Origin of the sequence: Nonomuraea sp. NPDC059023, from assembly GCF_042740095.1 — a bacterium.
Taxonomy (GTDB): domain Bacteria; phylum Actinomycetota; class Actinomycetes; order Streptosporangiales; family Streptosporangiaceae; genus Nonomuraea.
Genome location: NZ_JBHYIO010000024.1, coordinates 48,745 through 68,107, shown reverse-complemented (window position 1 = coordinate 68,107; position 19,363 = coordinate 48,745). Strand labels below are relative to the sequence as shown.

Genomic DNA, 19,363 nt, shown 5'->3' with positions numbered 1-19,363 from the left:
TTTCGCCGCTCTAACGGTCGCCTTTATGGCAAGGAAATGCGCACCTCAGGTAGAGAGGGGGCATGCGTGTGCTGGTGGTAGAGGACGAGGCGTTCCTGGCGGAGATGATCGCCGAGGGGCTGCGCCGGGAGGCGCTCGCCGTGGACGTGGCCCATGACGGCCGGGAGGCGCTGCGCAAGCTGGAGGCCGGCGAGTACGACGTGATGGTGCTCGACCGCGACCTGCCCGGCGTGCACGGCGACGAGGTGTGCCGCCGGGTGGTGGCGTACCGGCTGATGACCCGGGTGCTCATGCTGACCGCCGCGGGCAGCGTGCGTGAGCGCGTGGACGGGCTGCGGCTGGGCGCCGACGACTATCTGCCGAAGCCGTTCGTCTATGACGAGCTGCTGGCGCGGGTGCTGGCGCTCGGGCGGCGCGCGCGTCCCGCGCTGCCTCCGGTCATCGAGCGCGGCGGGGTGGTGCTCGACACGGCCTGCCGTACGGCCCGCCGCGACGGCCGCCCGCTGCACCTGTCGCGCAAGGAGTTCGCGGTGCTGGAGGCGCTGATGCGCGCCGAGGGCGCGGTCGTCAGCAACGAGGACCTCATCGACCAGGTGTGGGAGGAGGACACCAGCTACCTCACGAACGCGGTGCGGGTGACGCTGAGCAAGCTGCGGGCCAAGCTCGGCGACCCTCCGGTGGTGGAGACGGTGCCACGGGCCGGTTACCGGATCGGCGCATGAACGAGCGGACCCGGCTGACGGCGTTGTTCGGCGGGCTGCTGCTGCTGGCGGGCGGCGGGCTGGTCGCGCTCATCTACTTCCTGCTTCGGGACAGCCTGGTGAGCACGATCAGTTCGGCGGCGGCCAGGCAGCCGGGCCTGCCGATGGCGCTCCCGGGTGCCAGGGTGAGCGCCGACGTGCCGTCCGGCGGGGACTTCGCCACCACGGTGCAGTTGCTCGGCTTCGTCGAGGAGACGGCGCTGGAGCGGCTGCTGTTGATCTCGATCGCGGCGGCGGCGGGGTTCGCGCTGGCGTCGGTGGTGCTGGCGTGGTGGATGGCGGGTCGGATGTTGCGGCCGGTGTCGGTGATCACGCGGACCGCCCGGCGGCTGTCGGGGGCGAACCTGCACGAGCGCATCGCCCTGGACGCGCCGTCGGGCGAGCTCAAGCAGCTGGCCGACACCTTCGACGCCATGCTGGACCGGATCGAGCGGCTGGTCGGCGCGCAGCAGCGCTTCGCCGCCAACGCCGCGCACGAGCTGCGTACGCAGCTGGCGATGCAGCGGGCGGCGGCGGAGATCGGGCTGGCGGGCGAGCCGGACGCGGCGCGGGTGTCGCGGATGCGGGAGAAGCTGATCGACCTCGCCGACGGCAACGAGCGGCTGATCGAGGGACTGCTGCTGCTGTCGGTGTCGGAGCAGGGGCTGGAACGGCGGGAGCCGGTCGCGGTCCACCACATCGCGGCGGCGCTGGGCGACGACGCCGGAGCGCTCGTCCGGGGCGGCCCGCTGGTGGTGAAGGGCGATCCGGTGCTGCTGGAGCGGCTGGTGGGGAACCTGGTGGCCAACGCGGTCCGCTACAACCGGCCTGACGGCAGGGTGGAGATCGTCACCGGTGCCGGGGAGCTGACGGTGACGAACACGGGGCCGGTGGTTCCGGCCGAGGTGGTGCCGCTGCTGTTCGAGCCGTTCCGGCGGCTGCACGAGCGCCAGCACACGCCCGGCGAGGGAGCGGGGCTCGGGTTGTCGATCGTGGCGGCCGTGGCCCGTGCCCATGACGCCGTCGTCGCGGCCGAGGCGAACCCGGGTGGCGGGCTGACGGTCCGCGTCACGTTCGGCGGGGCTTCGCTGGGTTAAGGTCGGCCACAGGAGTACGACGATCTTCGGGGGGTTGCCGTGGCGCTGAGCGCTGCTGATCGGGAGGCGTTCCTGGCCGAGCCGCACATCGGGGCGGTCGCGGTGGAGGCGGGCGAGGGCCGGGCGCCGCTGAACGTGCCGATCTGGTACGACTACGAGCCGGGCGGCATGGTGTCGTTCCTCACCGACGGCGATTCGGTCAAGGCACAGCTGATCGGCAAGGCGGGCCGGGTGTCGATGCTCGCCCAGCGGAGCCATCCCACCTACCGCTACGTGTCCGCCGAAGGCCCGGTGGTGGCGAAGAATCCCACCACGCTGGATGAGATGACCAGGATCGTCGCCCGCTACCTGCCCGACGACGCGGTGGCCGGATATGTCGGGCAGTCGAACCTCGCCGTCCTCGTCACCTTCCACATGCGGCCCGAGCGGTGGCTGTCGGCCGACCTCGGCACCATCTGACCCGGTATTTTGGGGCCGTGACTGCTATCGATCCCACCACCACCGGCGCCCACGGCATCGGCCTGGCCACCATCGCCGCCGACGGCACCGTGCTCGACACCTGGTTCCCCGCGCCCGAGCTGGGCGAGCCCGCCTTCGCCGGCACCGAACGGCTCGACGCCGACGCGGCGGGCGAGCTGGCCGCCCTGACCGGCCCCGACCCGGCGCGCGGCGTCGAGGTCGTCGCCGTGCGCACCGGCATCGCCAAGCTGTCGGAGGCCCCGGCCGACGCGCACGACGCGTACCTGCGCCTGCATCTGCTGTCGTCGCGCCTGGTACGCCCGCACGGGCTGAGCCTGGACGGGTTGTTCGGGCTGCTGGCCAACGTCGTGTGGACCGACCGGGGGCCGTGCGCGGTGGACGGGTTCGAGCGGACCCGGTTGCGGTTGCGCGCCACGGGGGCGGTGACGGTCTACGGCGTGGACAAGTTCCCGAGGATGGTCGACTACGTGCTGCCCTCCGGTGTCCGCGTCGCCGACGCCGACCGGGTACGGCTCGGCGCCCACCTGGCCGCCGGCACGACCGTGATGCACGAGGGCTTCGTCAACTTCAACGCCGGCACGCTGGGCGCCTCGATGGTCGAGGGCCGCATCTCGGCCGGCGTCGTCGTCGGCGACGGCTCCGACGTGGGCGGCGGCGCGTCGATCATGGGCACGCTGTCGGGCGGCGGCAAGGAGGTCATCGCGATCGGCGAGCGCTGCCTGCTGGGTGCCAACGCCGGTGTGGGGATCTCGCTGGGCGACGACTGCGTGGTGGAGGCGGGCCTGTACGTCACGTCCGGCACCAAGATCGCGCTGCCGGACGGCCGCGTGGTCAAGGGCAAGGAGCTGTCGGGCTCCAGCGGCCTGCTGTTCCGCCGCAACTCCCAGTCGGGCGCGGTCGAGGCGGTCGCCCGCACCGGTCAGCGCATCGAGCTGAACGCCACCCTGCACGCCAACTGAGTCCAGACGGCAGGAAACCCCGCGAGACCGGGTAGGCGGCGCTCGCGGGGTTTCGGCGGGAAGGGCTAGTGGGCGTGCGACACGGCGGAGCCGATGGTGTGCACGCGCAGCGCGTTCGTGGAGCCCGGGGTGCCGGGAGGGGAACCGGCGACGATGACGACCTTGTCGCCCTTCTCCAGCCGGCCCAGCGACAGCAGTGACGCCTCCACCTGGCGGACCATGTCGTCGGTGTGGTGGACGAACGGCACGTGGAACGTCTCCACGCCCCACGTCAGCGACAGCTGCCCCCGTACGTGCGGCGCCGAGGTGAAGGCGAGCAGCGGGATCGGCGAGCGGTAGCGGGCCAGGCGGCGCGCGGTCTCGCCGGACATCGTGAAGGCGACCAGTGCCTTGGCGCCCACGATGGCGCCGACCTCGGCGGCGGCGCGGGCGATGGCGCCGCCGGTGGTCTCCGGCAGCCGGTCGAGGCTGTGCGTGGCCGTCAGGGAGGCCTTCTCGGCGGCGCAGGCGATGCGGTCCATCGTGGAGACGGCCTCGATGGGGTAGTTGCCGACCGAGGTCTCGCCGGACAGCATGACGGCGTCGGCGCCGTCCATGACGGCGTAGGCCACGTCGGAGGTCTCGGCCCTGGTGGGGCGCGGGGCGTTCATCATCGAGTCGAGCATCTGGGTGGCGACGATGACCGGCCTGGCCTTCTCGCGGCACAGCTCGATGATGCGCCGCTGGACGATCGGCACCTCTTCGAGCGGGAGCTCGACGCCCAGGTCGCCGCGGGCCACCATGATGCCGTCGAAGGCCTCGACGATCTCCGGGAGGCGTTCGACGGCCTGCGGCTTCTCGATCTTGGCGAGCAGCGGCAGCCGTACCGCCTCCTGCTCCATGATGTTGCGGACCACGTCGGCGTCCGAAGGACGGCGCACGAACGACAGCGCGATCATGTCGAAGCCGGTGCGCAGCGCCCAGCGCAGGTCGGCCTCGTCCTTGTCGGTGAGGGCGGGGGCGCTGACGTTGACGCCCGGCAGGTTGAGGCCCTTGTTGTCGGAGATCATCCCGCCGATCACGACGCGGGTGGTCACGCGCTGGCCGTCGACGCGGGTCACCTCCAGCACCAGGCGGCCGTCGTCGACCAGGATCGTGTCGCCGGAGCGCACGTCGCCGGGCAGGCCCTTGTAGGTGGTGGAGACCTGCTCGCGGTCGCCGGGCACGTCCTCGGTGGTGACGGTGAAGACGTCGCCGAACCCGAGCCGGACCGGGCCCTCCTCGAAGGTTCCCACGCGGATCTTGGGGCCTTGCAGGTCGGCGAGTACGCCTACGCCGCGGCCGAGGTCGGCCGCCACCTCCCTCACCCGGTCGAATACCTCTTTGTGCATCTCATGGTTGCCATGCGAGAGGTTGAAACGGGCGACATCCATCCCGGCGGCGATCAGCTCGCGCAGTCGTTCGGGGGAGGATGTGGCGGGGCCAAGTGTGCAGACGATTTTCGCGCGACGAGTCACGAGTCCCACCTTAATTGGTACAGACCACTTGATGGAGCGAAGCGAGCATCCTCGGTCGCTGCCATCACCGTGAGGACCCCGTCATCGACGTCGGAGAACGTAGCCGATATAGGAGAACAGCACGAGAACGGCCACACCCCAGCGTGCCAAGAGTGTGTATTCCTCCGGGTAGATCACGCCCTCGATGTAGTGGTCGATGAACCCGGAGTCCGGCAGCCCCGCCTGCCCGGCCCGCTCACGGCCCCAGTCCTCGACCAGGGTCAGCGGGCACTCCACACCTGTCGTGATCGACAGTACACCCCAGGCGACCACGCCCAGGTGGATCCAGATGGTACGCGGCCAGCGCCAGGCCAGGAACCCGCCGACGGCCATGTAGACGAGGAAGGCGAAGTGCACCAGCATCGCGGCTTCTGCGATGAGGCGGTACCCCATGCCCCGACCCTACATTCAGCGCTTGACGGTGGTGGCGTTCAGGGCGTTGACGATTCCGCGGCCGTAGAAGCCGTTCCTGGCCGTGCCGCCTTCGCAGGTGTGCGTGTCCTCCTCGCCGTACACCTCGTAGACGTACGCGCGCGGCGACGGGCAGGCCTTGGGCGTGGCGCTCTTGTAGAGCAGTTTCTCCACCGTCGCCGGGGACAGCGTGAGGCCGCCCTTGCCGGGCTTGCCGAAGCGGCTGACCAGCAGGGCGGCGACGCCGGTGGCGTGCGGGGCGGCCATGGAGGTGCCGTCCATGTACTGGTAGTACGCGCACGTGCCCTTGGCGCAGTCGCGGATCACCTCGTTCGTCTTCGGCTTGCCGTTCTTGTCGATCTTGTTGCCGGCGCGCAGGGCGGACTCGGGCGCGGCGGCGAGGATGGAGCGGGTGGGCGAGGCGCCCTTGCCGTCGAGCGCGTCGCCGCCGGGCGCGGCCAGGTCGGTCTGCTCGACGCCGTAGTCGCTGTAGATCGACTTGCGGCCGGACGGGCCGACCGCCGAGATCGAGATGACGCCCTTCGACTCGGCCGGCACGTTCAGGCACGAGTTGTCGACACGGCGCACGCGCTCGTCGCCGCGCGGGTAGCCGGGGCTGTCCTTGTCCACCTTCGGCCTGCCCAGGTCGGTGGCGCCGTTGCCGAGGGCGGAGATGAGCGTGACGCCCTTGCCCCTGGCGTAGTCGAGCGCGCGCTGCATGCCGGTGATGACGGCCCGCTGCTCGGACCGCTCGCGGGCGCTGTCGTCCTTGTTGGCGGTGCAGTTGAACAGCCAGGGGTCCACGTAGTAGCTCATGTTGACCACGTCGACGCCGATGTCGGCGGCGTAGGTGAGGGCGTCGAGGCTGGGCTTGAGGAAGAAGAAGCCGGAGTCCTGGCCGGCGCGGATGTTGACCAGCCGCACGCCGGGGGCGACGCCCGCGACGCCGACGCCGTTCAGCGGGGAGGCGATCGTGCTGGCCACGTGGGTGCCGTGGCCGTCGTCGTCTCGGTCGACCGGGTCCTTGCAGCCGGCGACCTCGCAGGGGCCGTCGAGCGTTTCGCCGTTCTTGTCGCTGGGGCGGTCGGTGACGAAGTTGCGCGACAGGGCGCGCTCGAAGTTCGGGGCGATGTCGGGGTGGTTGCCGTCGATGCCGGTGTCGATGACGCCGACCAGCACCTTCTTGCTGCCGGGCAGGGTGGCGTTGGCCTTGTCCGCGCCGATCATCCGCATGTCCCACTGCCGCGTGGCCAGCGGTTCGCGGCCCTTGACCGCGCCCTCGCGGGCCGAGGCGTCCGGGACGGCGCTTGCCGTACCGGGGTGCGCGGGGCTCGCCGAGGCGTACCCGATCTGGCGGTCGGCGGAGACGCCCACGACGGCCGGGTCGTCGTCGAGCGCGGCGGCGAACCTCTCCCCCGCGCCTCTGGCCAGCACGTATCCAAGCCGTTCCTCAGTCCGTACGGCGGAGCCGCCCGCCCGCCCGATCGCGCCGAGCGCTTCGCCCCGCTTGCCGTCGGCGTAGAAGACCAGGAAGTCCGCGCTCGCCTGGGAAAGGGTGGGGCGCTGCGCGGCCGGGGCGCAGGCGGTGAGTGAGGTGACGACGGCCAACCCCGCCAAGACTGAGGCGATCCGCCGCATTGCTCCCCCTTTGTTCCAGCCAGAAAACGCATCTTTCCGACACTCATCGAATCGGTCAACTTCATGCCGATATTTCGGTATCTATTGGTAGATGCGGTGGCTTTCAGGTGAGCGGCAACCGGCTTTCAAGAGGCTCCAGCCACCGTGAACGGCATGAGACTCCCCGCCGTCGCCGCCACCGCGCTCACCGCCGCGGTTCTGGCCGGCCTCGCGCCGAGCCCGGCGATGGCCGGCTCGTACCCGATCAAGGACCGCCGCCTCACCCACAACGCCCTGTACCGGACCGGCCAGTTCCCGGCCTCCGCCTGCCGCCTCCCTGCCCCGGCCGACCGCGGGCACGCGGCCGTGCGGGCGTACCTGACCAGGACCTACGCCTGCCTGAACACCGCCTGGGGCAAGCACCTGCGGGCCGGCGGCCTGGCCTCGGCCAAGCCGGCGTTCACCTACATGACCAGCGGGAACGCGCCCTTCTGCCAGGGCAAGGCCGCCGACATCATGCCCGGCGCCTACTGCAACCCCACCGGCGTCATCGGCGTCTACCTGCCGGGTCCGGTCAGGGAGTACGCGCCCGAGGTGGGCTTCCTGCTGGTCATGGCGCACGAGTACGGTCACCACGTCCAGCGGCTGACCGGCGTGCTGCAGGGGGCGATGCGGGAGAAGTACACCTCCAAGGCCCACGTCCTGGAAGCCCAGCGGCGCTACGAGCTGCAGGCCGACTGCCTGGCCGGGGTCTACATCGGGAGCGTGTGGGACGCCCAGAAGCGCTCGGTGCCGGAGTGGGGCGCGCTGATCGCCATCGCGTGGTCGCTGGGCGGCGAGAAGGGCAGCAAGACCAACGACCACGGCAGCCGCGCCAACCGGGCCCGCTGGTTCAACAAGGGCTTCGCCGCCGAAACCCCGTCAGCCTGCAACACCTGGACCGCCGCCCCGGCCACGGTCGCCTGACCCCGGGCAGCCCACAACGTCCCGGGGAACCGGAGGACCGGCGGAGCGGGATGGGTCGCGCGGGGAACCGGACGGCCGACGGAGCGGGGTGGGCCGGCGCGCAGCGGCACGGAGAAGCGGGGGTGAGGCCGCCGGTGTCACCCGGACGCCCGGCAGCGACCGAGGCCCTGAGGCCTGGGACAAACCGGGCGGTCGAGGACACAGGCCGGGGACCGGTCGGGCCGGGGCCGGGTCGGGCCGGGGGCCGGGCCGGGCCGGGGGCCGGGCCGGAGACGGGTTTGGCGGGGCGGGTGGGGCCGCCCCGCCGTACACCGTGATGGGGTTAGACGAGCGAGCGGGCCGTCGGGAGGATCGGGTACGGCAGCGCCGTCTCCCCCGTCAGGAACGCGTCCACCCGGGAGGCGGCGGCGCGGCCCTCGGCGATGGCCCAGACGATGAGCGACTGTCCCCGCCCGATGTCCCCGGCCGAGAACACACCCTCCACCGAGGTCATGTACGAGGCGTCACGCGCCACGTTGCCGCGCTTGTCGTAAGCGACGCCCAGTTCCTCCAGCAGCACGCTCTTCTCGGGCCCGGTGAAGCCCATGGACAGCGTGACGAGGTCGGCGGGGATCTCCCGCTCGGTGCCCGGGATGGGCTTGAAGCCGTTCTGCGGGCCCTCGACCTCGACCAGCCGCAGCGCCCGGACGTTGCCCTCCGCGTCGCCGGCGAAGCCCAAGGTGGAGACGGCGTAGACGCGGTCGCCGCCGCCGTCGGCCAGTTCCTCGTGGGCGCTCTCCATCTTGAACAGCGTCGGGAACGTGGGCCACGGCTGCGAACCCGCCCTGGACGCGGGCGGGCGGGGCATGATCTCCAGCTGGGTCACCGACGCGGCGCCCTGGCGGATGGCGGTGCCGATGCAGTCCGCGCCGGTGTCGCCGCCGCCGATGACCACGACGTGCTTGCCTCGGGCGTTGATCTTTGCGTGTGCATCCGCGCCGGACTCGGGCGCATCAGATACTGCGCGGTTGGCGGGGGGCAGGTACTCCATCGCCTGGTGGACGCCGCGCAGCTCGCGTCCCTCGACGGGCAGGTCGCGCCACTGGGTGGCGCCGCCGGCCAGGACGACGGCGTCGAACTCGGCGCGCAACTGCGCGGCGGTGATGTCGACGCCGGCGTTGACCGAGGTGCGGAACTCGGTGCCCTCGGCCCGCATCTGCTCCAGGCGCCGGTCGATGTGGCGCTTCTCCATCTTGAACTCGGGGATGCCGTAACGCAGCAGCCCGCCGATGGCATCGGCCCGCTCGAACACGACGACGTCGTGCCCGGCGCGGGTGAGCTGCTGGGCGGCGGCCAGCCCGGCCGGGCCCGATCCGACCACGGCCACGCGCCGGCCGGTCTTCACCGCCGCCGGCTCGGGACGGACCCAGCCCTCGGCGAAGGCCCGGTCGATGATCTCGACCTCGACCCGCTTGATCGCCACGGGGTCGGAGTTGATGCCGAGCACGCAGGCGGCCTCGCACGGGGCGGGGCACAGGCGGCCGGTGAACTCCGGGAAGTTGTTCGTGGCGTGCAGGCGTTCGATCGCCTCCTGGAAGTCCTCGCGGTAGACGAGGTCGTTCCATTCGGGGATGAGGTTGCCCAGCGGGCAGCCGTTGTGGCAGAACGGGATGCCGCAGTCCATGCAGCGGGCGGCCTGCTGCTTCAGCTTGGCGGCGGGGAAGTCGTGGTAGACCTCCTTCCAGTCCTGGATGCGCACGTCCACGGGACGGCGCGCGGGCAGCTCCCTGTCGTGTGTGAGGAAACCCTTCGGGTCAGCCATGGAAGCCCCCTATCCCTGAACCGCGGCGGCCATGACCGCCTCGTCGATGTCCCGGCCTTCGATGCGGGCGGCCTCGGCGGCCTGCAGGACCCGCTTGTAGTCGGTCGGCATGATCTTGCTGAATCGTCCCGGATCCCAGGTGGCCAGCAGCGCGGCGGCCACCGACGAGCCGGTCTCGGCGAAGTGCCGCTCGACCGTCTCGCGCAGGAACTCCACGTCCTCGGCGGTGGGCTCCTCGATCGCGACCATCTCCCGGTTGACCCGGTTCAGGTCGAGGTCGAGCAGGTACGCGATGCCGCCGGACATCCCGGCGGCGAAGTTGCGCCCGGTGGGGCCGAGGATGACGGCGCGGCCGCCGGTCATGTACTCGCAGCCGTGGTCGCCGACGCCTTCGACGACCGCGGTGGCGCCGGAGTTGCGTACGCAGAACCGCTCGCCCACGACGCCCCGGATGAACGCCTCACCCGAAGTAGCGCCGTAAAGGGCGACATTTCCGGAAATGATGTGGCCGTCCAGCGGCGCCGCGTCGTGCGGCCGGACCGTGATGCGGCCACCCGACAGGCCCTTGCCCAGGTAGTCGTTGGCGTCGCCGGTCAGGCGCAGCGTGATGCCGCGCGGGATGAACGCGCCGAACGAGTTCCCGGCCGAACCGGTGAACGACACGTCGATCGTGTCGTCGGGCAGGCCGTCGCCGCCCCACTTCTTGGTGACGTGGTGGCCGAGCATGGTGCCGACGGTCCGGTTGACGTTGCGGATCGGCAGGTCGAGCTTGACCGGCTCGCCATACTCGATGGCGCCCTCGGCCAGCTGGATGAGGGTGTTGTCCAGCGCGTGCTCCAGACCGTGGTCCTGGAACTTGGTCCGGCGCCGGGCGTCGCCCGCGGGCACGTCGACCTGGTGCAGGATCGGGGCGAGGTCGAGGCCGCTCGCCTTCCAGTGGTCCTCGGCGGCCGTGATGTCGAGCAGGCCGACCTGCCCGATCGCCTCGTCGAGCGAGCGGAAGCCCAGCTCGGCCAGGTACTCGCGGATCTCCTGCGCGATGAACTCGAAGAAGTTGACCACGAACTCGGGCTTGCCGGTGAAGCGCTTGCGCAGCTCCGGGTTCTGCGTGGCCACGCCCACCGGGCAGGTGTCGAGGTGGCAGACCCGCATCATCACGCAGCCGGACACGACCAGCGGGGCGGTGGCGAAGCCGTACTCCTCGGCCCCGAGCAGCGCGGCGATCACCACGTCGCGGCCGGTCTTGAGCTGGCCGTCGACCTGCACCACGATCCGGTCGCGCAGGCCGTTGAGCAGGAGCGTCTGCTGGGTCTCGGCCAGGCCGAGCTCCCAGGGCGCGCCCGCGTGCTTCAGCGAGGTGAGCGGCGAGGCGCCGGTGCCGCCGTCGTGGCCGGAGATGAGCACCACGTCGGCGTGCGCCTTGGACACGCCCGCGGCGACGGTGCCGACGCCGACCTCCGCGACCAGCTTCACGTGCACCCGGGAGACCGGGTTGGCGTTCTTCAGGTCGTGGATGAGCTGGGCCAGGTCCTCGATGGAGTAGATGTCGTGGTGCGGCGGCGGCGAGATGAGGCCGACGCCCGGGGTGGAGTGGCGCGTCTTGGCGATCCACGGGTAGACCTTGTGGCCGGGCAGCTGGCCGCCCTCGCCGGGCTTGGCGCCCTGGGCCATCTTGATCTGCAGGTCGTCGGCGTTGACCAGGTACTCGGAGGTCACGCCGAAGCGGCCGGAGGCCACCTGCTTGATCGCCGAGCGGCGGGAGATGTCGTAGAGCCGGTCCGGCTCCTCGCCGCCCTCGCCGGTGTTGGACTTGCCGCCGAGCTGGTTCATCGCGATCGCGAGCGTCTCGTGGGCCTCGCGCGAGATGGAGCCGTAGGACATCGCGCCGGTGGAGAACCGCTTGACGATCTCGCTGACCGGCTCGACCTCCTCGATCGGGATCGGGTTGCCGGGCTTGAGCCGGAACAGGCCCCGCAGCGTCATCAGCTTCTCGGCCTGCGCGTCGACGAGGTTCGTGTACTCCTTGAAGATCTCGTACTGCCGCGTGCGCGTGGCGTGCTGCAGCTTGAAGACCGTCTCGGGATTGAACAGGTGCGGCTCGCCCTCGCGCCGCCACTGGTACTCGCCGCCGACCTCCAGGCGCCGGTGCGCGTTCTCGGCGCGCGGGTAGGCCCGCTTGTGCCGCTGCGCGACCTCTTCTGCCAGTACGGCGAAGCCGACGCCGCCGAGCCGCGAGGTGGTCCCGGTGAAGCAGGCGTCGACGACCTCGGCGCCCAGGCCGAGCGCCTCGAAGATCTGCGCACCGGTGTAGGAGGCGACCGTGGACACGCCCATCTTGGACATGACCTTGATGACGCCCTTGCCGTACGCCTTGATCAGGTTGCGGACGGCCTTGTGCTTGTCGAGCGCCAGCACTCCGGTGTCGACCAGATCCTCGACGGTCTCGATGGCCAGGTAGGGGTTGATGACGCCGGCGCCGTAGCCCACGAGCAGGGCCATGTGGTGGCACTCGCGGGCCTCGCCGGTCTCGACCACCAGGCCGATCTTGGTGCGGGTCTTCTCCTGGATGAGGTGGTGGTGCACCGCGCCGGTCAGCATCAGCGACGGGATCGGCGCCATCTCGGCCGATGAGCCTCGGTCGGACAGCACGAGGATGCGCGCGCCCTGCTCGATGGCCTGGGAGGCCTCGGCGCGGATCTCCTCCAGCCGCTGGAGCAGCGCCTCGCCGCCGCCCGCCACCGGGTACAGGCCCGAGATGGTGTGCGGGTGGAAGCCGGGCAGGTCGCCCTCGTCGTTGATGTGGATGATCTTCGCGAGCTCGTCGTTGTCGATCACCGGGTAGGGCAGCACGAGCTGACGGCAGCTCGTCGGCCCGGGGTCGAGGAGGTTGCCCTCGGGGCCGAGCACGCTGGCCATCGAGGTGACGACCTCTTCCCTGATGGCGTCCAGCGGCGGGTTGGTGACCTGCGCGAACAGCTGCGTGAAGTAGTCGAACAGCAGCCGGGGCTTCTCGCTCAGGACCGCCACGGGTGTGTCGGTGCCCATCGACCCGATCGGCTCGGCGCCGTTCCTGGCCATCGGCGACAGGATGATCCGCAGCTCTTCCTCGGTGTAGCCGAAGGTCTGCTGCCGCTTGACCAGCGCCTCGTGCGTGGGGATCTCGCGCTGGCGGGCGCGCAGCTCCTCGAAGCGGACGAGCCCGGCGTGCAGCCACTCCTCGTACGGCAGCGCCGCCGCGAGCTCCGCCTTGATCTCGTCATCCTCGATGATCTTGCCACGGGCGGTGTCGATGAGGAACATCCGGCCCGGCTGCAGGCGTCCCTTGCGGACGACCTCCTCGGGCTTGAAGTCCAGCACGCCCGCCTCGGAGGCGAGTACGACGAGCCCGTCGGCGGTCACCCAGAACCGGCCTGGGCGCAGGCCGTTGCGGTCGAGGACGGCTCCGGCCAGCGTGCCGTCGGTGAAGGTGATCGAGGCGGGGCCGTCCCAGGCCTCCATTATCGAGGAGTGGAACTCGTAGAAGGCGCGGCGGGCGGGGTCCATCCCGGTGTGGTTCTCCCACGCCTCCGGGATCATCATGAGGACCGCGTGCGGGAGCGAGCGGCCGCCGATGTGGAGGAGCTCCAGGGCCTCGTCGAAGGAGGCGGTGTCGGACCCGTCCGGGTCACAGATGGGGAAAAGTCGCGAAATATCGCCTGGGATGTGCGCGGACTCCAGCATCGCCTCGCGCGCCCGCATCCAGTTGCGGTTGCCCTTGACCGTGTTGATCTCGCCGTTGTGCGCCACGTACCGGTAGGGGTGGGCCAGCGGCCAGCTCGGGAAGGTGTTGGTCGAGAAGCGCGAGTGCACCAGCGCGATCGCGCTCTCGAAGCGCTCGTCGGTCAGGTCGGGGAAGAACGGCTCGACCTGGTCCGGGGTGAGCATGCCCTTGTAGACGATCGTGCGCGCGCTCAGCGAGGGGAAGTAGACGTCCACCTCGTGCTCGGCCCGCTTGCGCAGGCAGTACGCCAGCCGGTCCAGCTCCAGCCCGGACTCCCCATCGGGCCCGGCCACGAACAGCTGCTTGAAGAACGGCATGACGGCCCGGGCGCTCGGCCCGGGAAGAGCCCGGTCGACCGGCACGTCACGCCAGCCGAGCACGGTCAGGCCCTCCTCGGCGGCGATCTCCTCGATCATGCGCACGCCGATCTCGCGCGCCTCGGAGTCGCTGGCCAGGAAGGCCGTGCCCACGGCGTACTCGCCCGCCGCGGGCAGCGCGAACGGCACGTTCGCGCGCAGGAATGCATCGGGGATCTGCGTCAGGATCCCGGCTCCGTCGCCGGTGTCCGGCTCGCTACCCTTGGCCCCCCGGTGATCAAGGTTGCACAACGCCTCCAAGGCCTTCTCCACGATGCCGTGACCACGTCGCCCTGCGACGTCGGCCACCATGGCCACTCCGCAGGCGTCATGCTCGTTGGCGGGGTGGTACAGGCCCTGGGGTTCAGGGAACCCGAGGTGGGCAGCAGGCATTGAATCCCTCCCGTCGTCTCTTCGCTTGCTCTTGGTGCTTCAAAGGCGAGGGACGACGTTGGCCCTGCTGCAGTTGTGCGTTAGAGGTTACAACACGTTGCCCGAATGGTGCCCACCAGGTCCACATCGCGAACATCACACCTGTTCCGGTATACGGACACCTGTGTCCCAAACCCCGGAATTCCAGGGCCGATATGCCGCCCCAATGGAGCGCGAAAGGGCTCGAACGCCTGCTCGAAGAGGCCGGGGCTCGACACACGCTCGGTCACGTCGCCCCCACCCCGAGACCGTGCCGCTGCTCGGCGCCCGCTTCCGGTCACCGGGCGCCCACCTGCTGTGCGTCGGCGACCACGAGCTCGGGGACTTCACGCGCGGCCTGCTCGTGGGCGGGTAACCCCAGGCGCTCGGGGTGCCACGGGTGCGGCTGTCGACGTGGCTGGTCAAGCCCCACGCGGCCGCGGTGGAGCGGGGGGCGGTAGCCGTACCGGCCGGGCTGGAACGGGCGCGGTGGCCGGGTCAGACGGCCTTGAGGACCCTGGACTGCACGACGCGCGCCAGAGTGTCCAGGGTCACCTGTGACTGGGTGAGGTCCACCCTGGCGCCATCGGCGGCCGGGCCCACCCAGCTGACGGTCACGTAGTGGCCGAGCGCCCGCGCCTGCGCCCAGCTGCGGGCGGTATCGAAGGCGACCGCCTGCTCCAGGAAGCCCTCCTTGCCCAGCGCCGAGACCAGGGCGTCGGCGGCGCGGCCGTCGGGCAGGTTGAAGATGACGAACTGGCCGTTGACCGCCGGGCCGGTGTAGGTGGCGCGCAGGGCCTGCGAGCAGCCGGTGGCCTCGGGTCCGGCCAGGGCGTCGGCGCAGTCGTCGAGCTGTTCGGCCGCGCCCCTGGTCAGCTCGCCCAGCTTCGCGGTGGCCGGGGGGAAGACCTCCTCGGTGGTGAGCGGGGCGGCGTCGCTCTGGCGGGAGTCGATGGCGGCGTACATGGCCGAGGTGGGCTCACCGCGGAAGGTCGCGGGCCGGGCCGGGCCGCCACGGGTGAGGAACCAGGCGGCCAGGGCGGCGGCGAGCACGATCAGCACGGCCACGGGCGCGGCCACGCGAGCGGGAATCATCGGCGGGCTCCGGCGGGACGGTGGGTCACGAGGGCTGCTGCCCGGTGATCGCGACGACGCGGCGGTAGACGGCCTTCTCCGCTCCGCGCAGGGTGAGGGTGGCCGAGACGAAGTCGTCCTTGGGCGTGGGCTCGGCGCCGTCGGCGCGGCCGATCCAGACCACACCCAGGTAGTGGCCGAGCGCGTAGGCGCCGCCCTCGGTGTAGCCGCCGCCGGGGAAGGATGCCTTCTCGCTCTGCAGGGCGTGGGTCCAGCCGCCCCGGTAGCCCGCCTTGAGCTCGGTGACCAGTTCGTCGGCGGCCTTGGCGTCGCGCAGGTTGAGCAGGGTGTACTGGGCCACGTAGCGGCCGTCGGAGCTGGTGTAGAGGGCGCGGGCGGCCTGGGTGCACTCGCCGTCGGCGGCCTTCTCGACCAGGGAGGGGCCCCACAGCACGGCCGCGCAGTCGGCGCCGAGCTCGTGCGCGACCAGCTTGAGCGTGAGTTTCTTCTCGTCGGCCAGCGTCTTTCCGGCGAACAGTTCCTTCTCGGTCAGCGGCTTGGCGTCCTTGGCCCGCTCGCTGATCGGCTCGAACAGCTTGGGCGAGCTCCAGCCGTGGAAGGAGTCCGGCCGGGCGGTGCCGGGCCCGCCGGCCGCGGCGGTGGCCGCGCGGTCGGGCAGGTAGCCGGTGCCCAGCGAGCCGATGACGGCCACCAGCCCCACGGCCAGGACCACGACGCCGAGCGCCGAGCCGATGATCACGAGCAGGCGCTGCTGCTCGGGCCGCAGGCCCATGTCGCTGAGCAGCGGCAGCTGCCAGTCCGACGACGGGGTACTCCGGGTACGCCGCCGCTTCCTGCTGCTGCTCCTCACAGCCCCGTTCCTCCGATCAGGTTGCCGAGCGCGAAGGTCAGTCCCGCCGCCACCGCTCCCACGACGAGCTGGCGCAGGCCCGAGTACCACCAGCTGCGGGCGGTCACGGCCGAGACGAGCGCGCCCGCCCCGAACAGCGCCACGCAGGACAGGAGCGCCGACAACGTCAGGCTGGTCACCCCGAGCAGGTACGGCAGCAGCGGCAGCACCGCCCCCGCCGAGAACGAGGCGAACGACGACAGCGCCGCCACCTTGGGCGAGGGCAGGTCCTTGGGCCCGATGCCCAGTTCGTTCTGGGCGTGCACTTCCAGGGCGCGCTCGGGGTTGGCCGAGATCTGCCTGGCCACTTCGGCGGCCAGGTCGGGCGCGACGCCCTTGGAGACGAAGTCGTCGGCGAGTTCCTGCTGCTCGGCGTCGGGGTGGCGGTCGAGCTCGCGCCGTTCGACGGCGATCTCGGCCAGGGCCAGCTCGCGCTGGCTGGCCACCGACACGTATTCGCCGCCGGCCATCGAGAACGCCCCGGCCGCCAGGCCCGCGACCCCGGCCAGGGCGATGACCCTGGTGTCGTCGGTTCCGCCCGCGACACCGGCGATGAGCGCGAAGTTCGACACCAGCCCGTCCATCGCCCCGAACACCGACGGCCGAAGCCAGCCGCCGGTGACATCGCGATGCTGGTGGTGCTGCTCCGCGCGATCATTCATCGCGGGTTCTTTTCCTCTTCCCGTACGGCTTCCGCGCCATCCTTGACGGCGTCGTCCTTGACCCCGTCGTCCTTGACCGGCTCGTCGGTCTGCGCGACGGGCGCCTCGGCCTCTTCGGCCTTCGCGGCCTCTTCGGCCTTCGCGGGCTCAGCGGTCTTCGCGGGCTCGGCGGGCTTCGCGGGCTCGTCGGTTGCGGCGTCGGCGGCGGGTCCGTCGCCGGTGGTGGAGGCGTCCGCCTTGGCGGGTTCGCCGTCCTCCGCCTTCTCCGCGTCGTCGGCCGGCTTCTCCGCGGTGTCCGCGTCCCGGACGGTGTCGGCATTGTCGGCGTCGTCGGCCTGGTCGGCCGCGTGCGCCGGGTCGGCCGACGCGTCCTCACCCGGCGGCCCTGAGCCGTCGCGCGGCAGCACGTACTCCACGGTGTCCTTGCCGCGCGTCGCGAAGAAGAAGGCGAGCGCCGCGACGAACAGCACGATCGCGGTCCACTGGTTGATGCGCAGGCTCAGGAACGTCACCGCGTGGTCCACGCCGCCGACGGGGTCGATGCGCAGCCCTTCGATCCAGAAGCGCCCGAGGGTGTAGCCGGCCACGTAGAGCGCGAACAGCCGCCCGTGCCGCAGGGTGAAGCGTTTGCCCGCCCAGATGAGCACGAAGGCGAGCACGAGGTTCCAGATGGACTCGTACAGGAAGGTCGGGTGGTAGAGCCCGTCGACCGTGCCGTCCTTGTTGATGTCGATCTCCAGCCCCCACGGGAGATCGGTCGGCCCGCCGTAGAGCTCCTGGTTGAACCAGTTGCCCCAGCGGCCGATCGCCTGGCCGATGGCGATGCCCGGCGCGACCGTGTCGGCCACGGCCGACAGTGAGATGCCGCGTTTGCGGCAGGTCAGCCAGACGCCGACCGCGCCCAGCGCGACCGCGCCCCAGATCCCCAGCCCGCCGTTCCAGATGAACAGCGCCTCATACGGCTCGTTGGGGGCTTCGGGGCCGAAGTAGAGCTGCCAGTCGGTGATGACGTGGTAGAGCCGGCCACCGATGAGACCGAAGATCACCGCGGGCACGGCGATGTCGATCATGGTGCCGGGCGCGCCGCCACGGGCGCGCCAGCGGCGCTCGCTCATCCAGACGGCGATGATGACGCCGAGCACGATGCAGAGTGCGTAGGCCCGGATCGGAATCGGGCCGAGATACCAGACCCCTTGGGGAGGGCTGGGAATCGAGGCAACAAGGGGCATGTCAGGTGAGGGTAGCGGACCGGCGGGCTACTTGGCTGCGTTGAGGACGGCCTCGCGCAGCTCCGACGGGCGGAAGAGGACTTCGTTGTCCATCTCGACGCCGTTGAGCTTGACGGTGGGCGTGCCGGTCAAGTTTTGCTCCTTGTTGACCTTGTCGCTGTAGCTCTGCTGGACACCGGCGTACTGCTGCTTGGTCACGCACGGCTCGAAGTCGGCCGCGGTGATGCCGGCGTCCTTGCCCCACCCGACGAGCTGGTCGATCTTGAAGCCCTCGACGGTCTCGCTCGGCTGCTTCTCGAAGAGGGTGTCGTGGAAGGCCATCCACTGCTTGCCGTCCTTCACGCAGCGGGCCGCGGCCCCGGCGCGGATGGAGTTGCCGCGCGTCGGCTCCTCGCTGAAGATCGTGATGGGGTGGTAGACCACCTTGGCCTTGCCCTCGGCGGCCAGGTTCTTGAACGTGGACCCGCTGACCCGCTCCAGCTCCTTGCAGGCCGGGCACTGGAAGTCCTCGTAGATGTCGATCACCGGCTTGTCGACCCCGGCGTTGCCCATCGTGACGCCCGCGTCGGCCGCGACGGTGATCGGCGCGAGGTTGGCGCCCGTCTCCTCCGACTTGGAGCGGTTCATGTTCCAGAGGACCCCCGCCCCCAGCGCGGCCACCGCCACGACGCCCGCCGTGGTGTAGGTGATGATCCGCCGGCGCTGCTCCCGCTTGCGATCGGCGGCCTGCTGCTCCTTGATCCTGTCGCGCGCCGACTTCTCGCGGTCGCCCTTGCCCATCAGTCGTTCTCCTTGTCATCCACCGTGTGCAGTCCGAGGGCCCCGTCGAGGGCGAAACGCCCCGGCGGGAAACGCGCGGCCCAGACGCCGAGCACCACCAGCCCGAAATCCCGCAGGATGTCGATCAGGTACGTCGGCTCCTGACCCTTCTTGAGCTCGCCGCCACCCCCGAAGCAGCCGCAATCGATCTTGTAGCCCTTCGCCCACGCCCAGGCGATGCCGAAGACGAAGGCGAGCATGAGCAATGCCCCGACCACCGCCACCACCCTGGTCATCAGGCCGATCACGAGCAGGATGCCGATGATGATCTCCACGATCGGCAACGCGTAGCCCACGATGGTGGCCAGCGACTCGGGCAGCAGCTGGTACGCCTTGACCGCCACCACCGAGTCGGACGGGTTGCCGATCTTCAGCCCCCCGGCCACGATCAGCACCACGCCCAGGACCAACCGGGCGACGGTCGTGACCCAGGGTATCGCCGATCTGACGTTGCGTGACGATGACGACGCGGCCACGGTGATCTCCTTCATGTCTTCGCCTGCGACAGCGCACAGTACTCGCAGGACATCCGATCA

At 70.8% G+C, this 19,363-nt stretch carries 16 protein-coding genes; 5 read left to right on the top strand and 11 right to left on the bottom strand.

Annotation, left to right across the window (positions count from 1 at the left end):
• The first annotated feature begins 62 nt into the window (after positions 1-62).
• Genes ACFWYW_RS34765 through dapD form a run of 4 tightly spaced genes read left to right on the top strand, consistent with a single transcriptional unit; the run spans position 63 to position 3,276 of the window.
• Positions 63-722 carry a response regulator transcription factor gene (locus tag ACFWYW_RS34765; protein ID WP_379612979.1) on the top strand — a complete coding sequence of 220 codons (660 nt, stop codon included), beginning with the start codon at positions 63-65 and terminating at the stop codon, positions 720-722.
• Positions 719-1,837: a sensor histidine kinase gene (locus tag ACFWYW_RS34760; protein ID WP_379612980.1), complete on the top strand. Its 1,119-nt coding sequence runs from the start codon at positions 719-721 to the stop codon at positions 1,835-1,837. The genes ACFWYW_RS34765 and ACFWYW_RS34760 overlap by 4 nt, the downstream gene beginning before the upstream one ends.
• A 39-nt stretch (positions 1,838-1,876) precedes the next feature.
• On the top strand, positions 1,877-2,296 hold the full coding sequence (locus ACFWYW_RS34755) for a pyridoxamine 5'-phosphate oxidase family protein (protein ID WP_379612981.1): 420 nt from the start codon (positions 1,877-1,879) through the stop codon (positions 2,294-2,296).
• 17 nt (positions 2,297-2,313) lie between these two features.
• On the top strand, positions 2,314-3,276 hold the full coding sequence (gene dapD, locus ACFWYW_RS34750) for a 2,3,4,5-tetrahydropyridine-2,6-dicarboxylate N-succinyltransferase (RefSeq protein ID WP_379612982.1): 963 nt from the start codon (positions 2,314-2,316) through the stop codon (positions 3,274-3,276).
• Between the two features lie 65 nt (positions 3,277-3,341).
• Here dapD and pyk read toward each other — a convergent pair whose 3' ends face one another.
• The 3 genes from pyk to ACFWYW_RS34735 all read right to left on the bottom strand — a co-directional run bounded on the left by pyk (position 3,342) and on the right by ACFWYW_RS34735 (position 6,860).
• Positions 3,342-4,772 carry a pyruvate kinase gene (gene pyk, locus ACFWYW_RS34745; RefSeq protein WP_184960860.1) on the bottom strand — a complete coding sequence of 477 codons (1,431 nt, stop codon included), beginning with the start codon at positions 4,770-4,772 and terminating at the stop codon, positions 3,342-3,344.
• A gap of 81 nt (positions 4,773-4,853) precedes the next feature.
• Positions 4,854-5,204 carry a DUF2784 domain-containing protein gene (locus ACFWYW_RS34740; RefSeq protein WP_379612983.1) on the bottom strand — a complete coding sequence of 117 codons (351 nt, stop codon included), beginning with the start codon at positions 5,202-5,204 and terminating at the stop codon, positions 4,854-4,856.
• A 15-nt stretch (positions 5,205-5,219) separates the two neighbouring features.
• Positions 5,220-6,860, bottom strand: coding sequence for a S8 family serine peptidase (locus ACFWYW_RS34735; protein WP_379612984.1), 1,641 nt, complete (start codon positions 6,858-6,860; stop codon positions 5,220-5,222).
• A gap of 153 nt (positions 6,861-7,013) precedes the next feature.
• Here ACFWYW_RS34735 and ACFWYW_RS34730 point away from each other — a divergent pair, with 153 nt between their 5' ends.
• Positions 7,014-7,805: a neutral zinc metallopeptidase gene (locus tag ACFWYW_RS34730; RefSeq protein ID WP_379612985.1), complete on the top strand. Its 792-nt coding sequence runs from the start codon at positions 7,014-7,016 to the stop codon at positions 7,803-7,805.
• A 322-nt stretch (positions 7,806-8,127) separates the two neighbouring features.
• Here the strand turns inward: ACFWYW_RS34730 and ACFWYW_RS34725 are convergent, their stop codons facing one another.
• The 8 genes from ACFWYW_RS34725 to ACFWYW_RS34690 all read right to left on the bottom strand — a co-directional run bounded on the left by ACFWYW_RS34725 (position 8,128) and on the right by ACFWYW_RS34690 (position 19,318).
• A complete protein-coding gene (locus tag ACFWYW_RS34725) occupies positions 8,128-9,606 on the bottom strand; it encodes a glutamate synthase subunit beta (RefSeq protein ID WP_379612986.1) in 1,479 nt (492 codons plus the stop codon).
• 9 nt (positions 9,607-9,615) lie between these two features.
• Positions 9,616-14,115 (bottom strand): glutamate synthase large subunit, encoded by a 4,500-nt coding sequence (gene gltB / locus ACFWYW_RS34720; RefSeq protein ID WP_379641165.1) that lies wholly within the window; start codon positions 14,113-14,115, stop codon positions 9,616-9,618.
• A 516-nt stretch (positions 14,116-14,631) separates the two neighbouring features.
• Positions 14,632-15,228 carry a hypothetical protein gene (locus ACFWYW_RS34715; RefSeq protein WP_379624105.1) on the bottom strand — a complete coding sequence of 199 codons (597 nt, stop codon included), beginning with the start codon at positions 15,226-15,228 and terminating at the stop codon, positions 14,632-14,634.
• Between the two features lie 25 nt (positions 15,229-15,253).
• Positions 15,254-16,078, bottom strand: coding sequence for a hypothetical protein (locus ACFWYW_RS34710; protein ID WP_379624103.1), 825 nt, complete (start codon positions 16,076-16,078; stop codon positions 15,254-15,256).
• A complete protein-coding gene (locus ACFWYW_RS34705; protein ID WP_379624101.1) occupies positions 16,075-16,779 on the bottom strand; it encodes a VIT1/CCC1 transporter family protein in 705 nt (234 codons plus the stop codon). The genes ACFWYW_RS34710 and ACFWYW_RS34705 overlap by 4 nt, the downstream gene beginning before the upstream one ends.
• Positions 16,776-18,008 carry a prolipoprotein diacylglyceryl transferase gene (gene lgt, locus ACFWYW_RS34700; protein WP_379624099.1) on the bottom strand — a complete coding sequence of 411 codons (1,233 nt, stop codon included), beginning with the start codon at positions 18,006-18,008 and terminating at the stop codon, positions 16,776-16,778. Before lgt ends, ACFWYW_RS34705 begins: the two co-directional genes overlap by 4 nt.
• Before the next feature lie 27 nt (positions 18,009-18,035).
• The gene (locus ACFWYW_RS34695; RefSeq protein ID WP_379624097.1) at positions 18,036-18,788 is read right to left on the bottom strand and encodes a thioredoxin domain-containing protein; all 753 of its coding nucleotides are present in this window, start codon (positions 18,786-18,788) and stop codon (positions 18,036-18,038) included.
• Positions 18,788-19,318: a MauE/DoxX family redox-associated membrane protein gene (locus ACFWYW_RS34690; RefSeq protein ID WP_379624095.1), complete on the bottom strand. Its 531-nt coding sequence runs from the start codon at positions 19,316-19,318 to the stop codon at positions 18,788-18,790. The genes ACFWYW_RS34695 and ACFWYW_RS34690 overlap by 1 nt, the downstream gene beginning before the upstream one ends.
• Positions 19,319-19,363 lie beyond the last annotated feature (45 nt).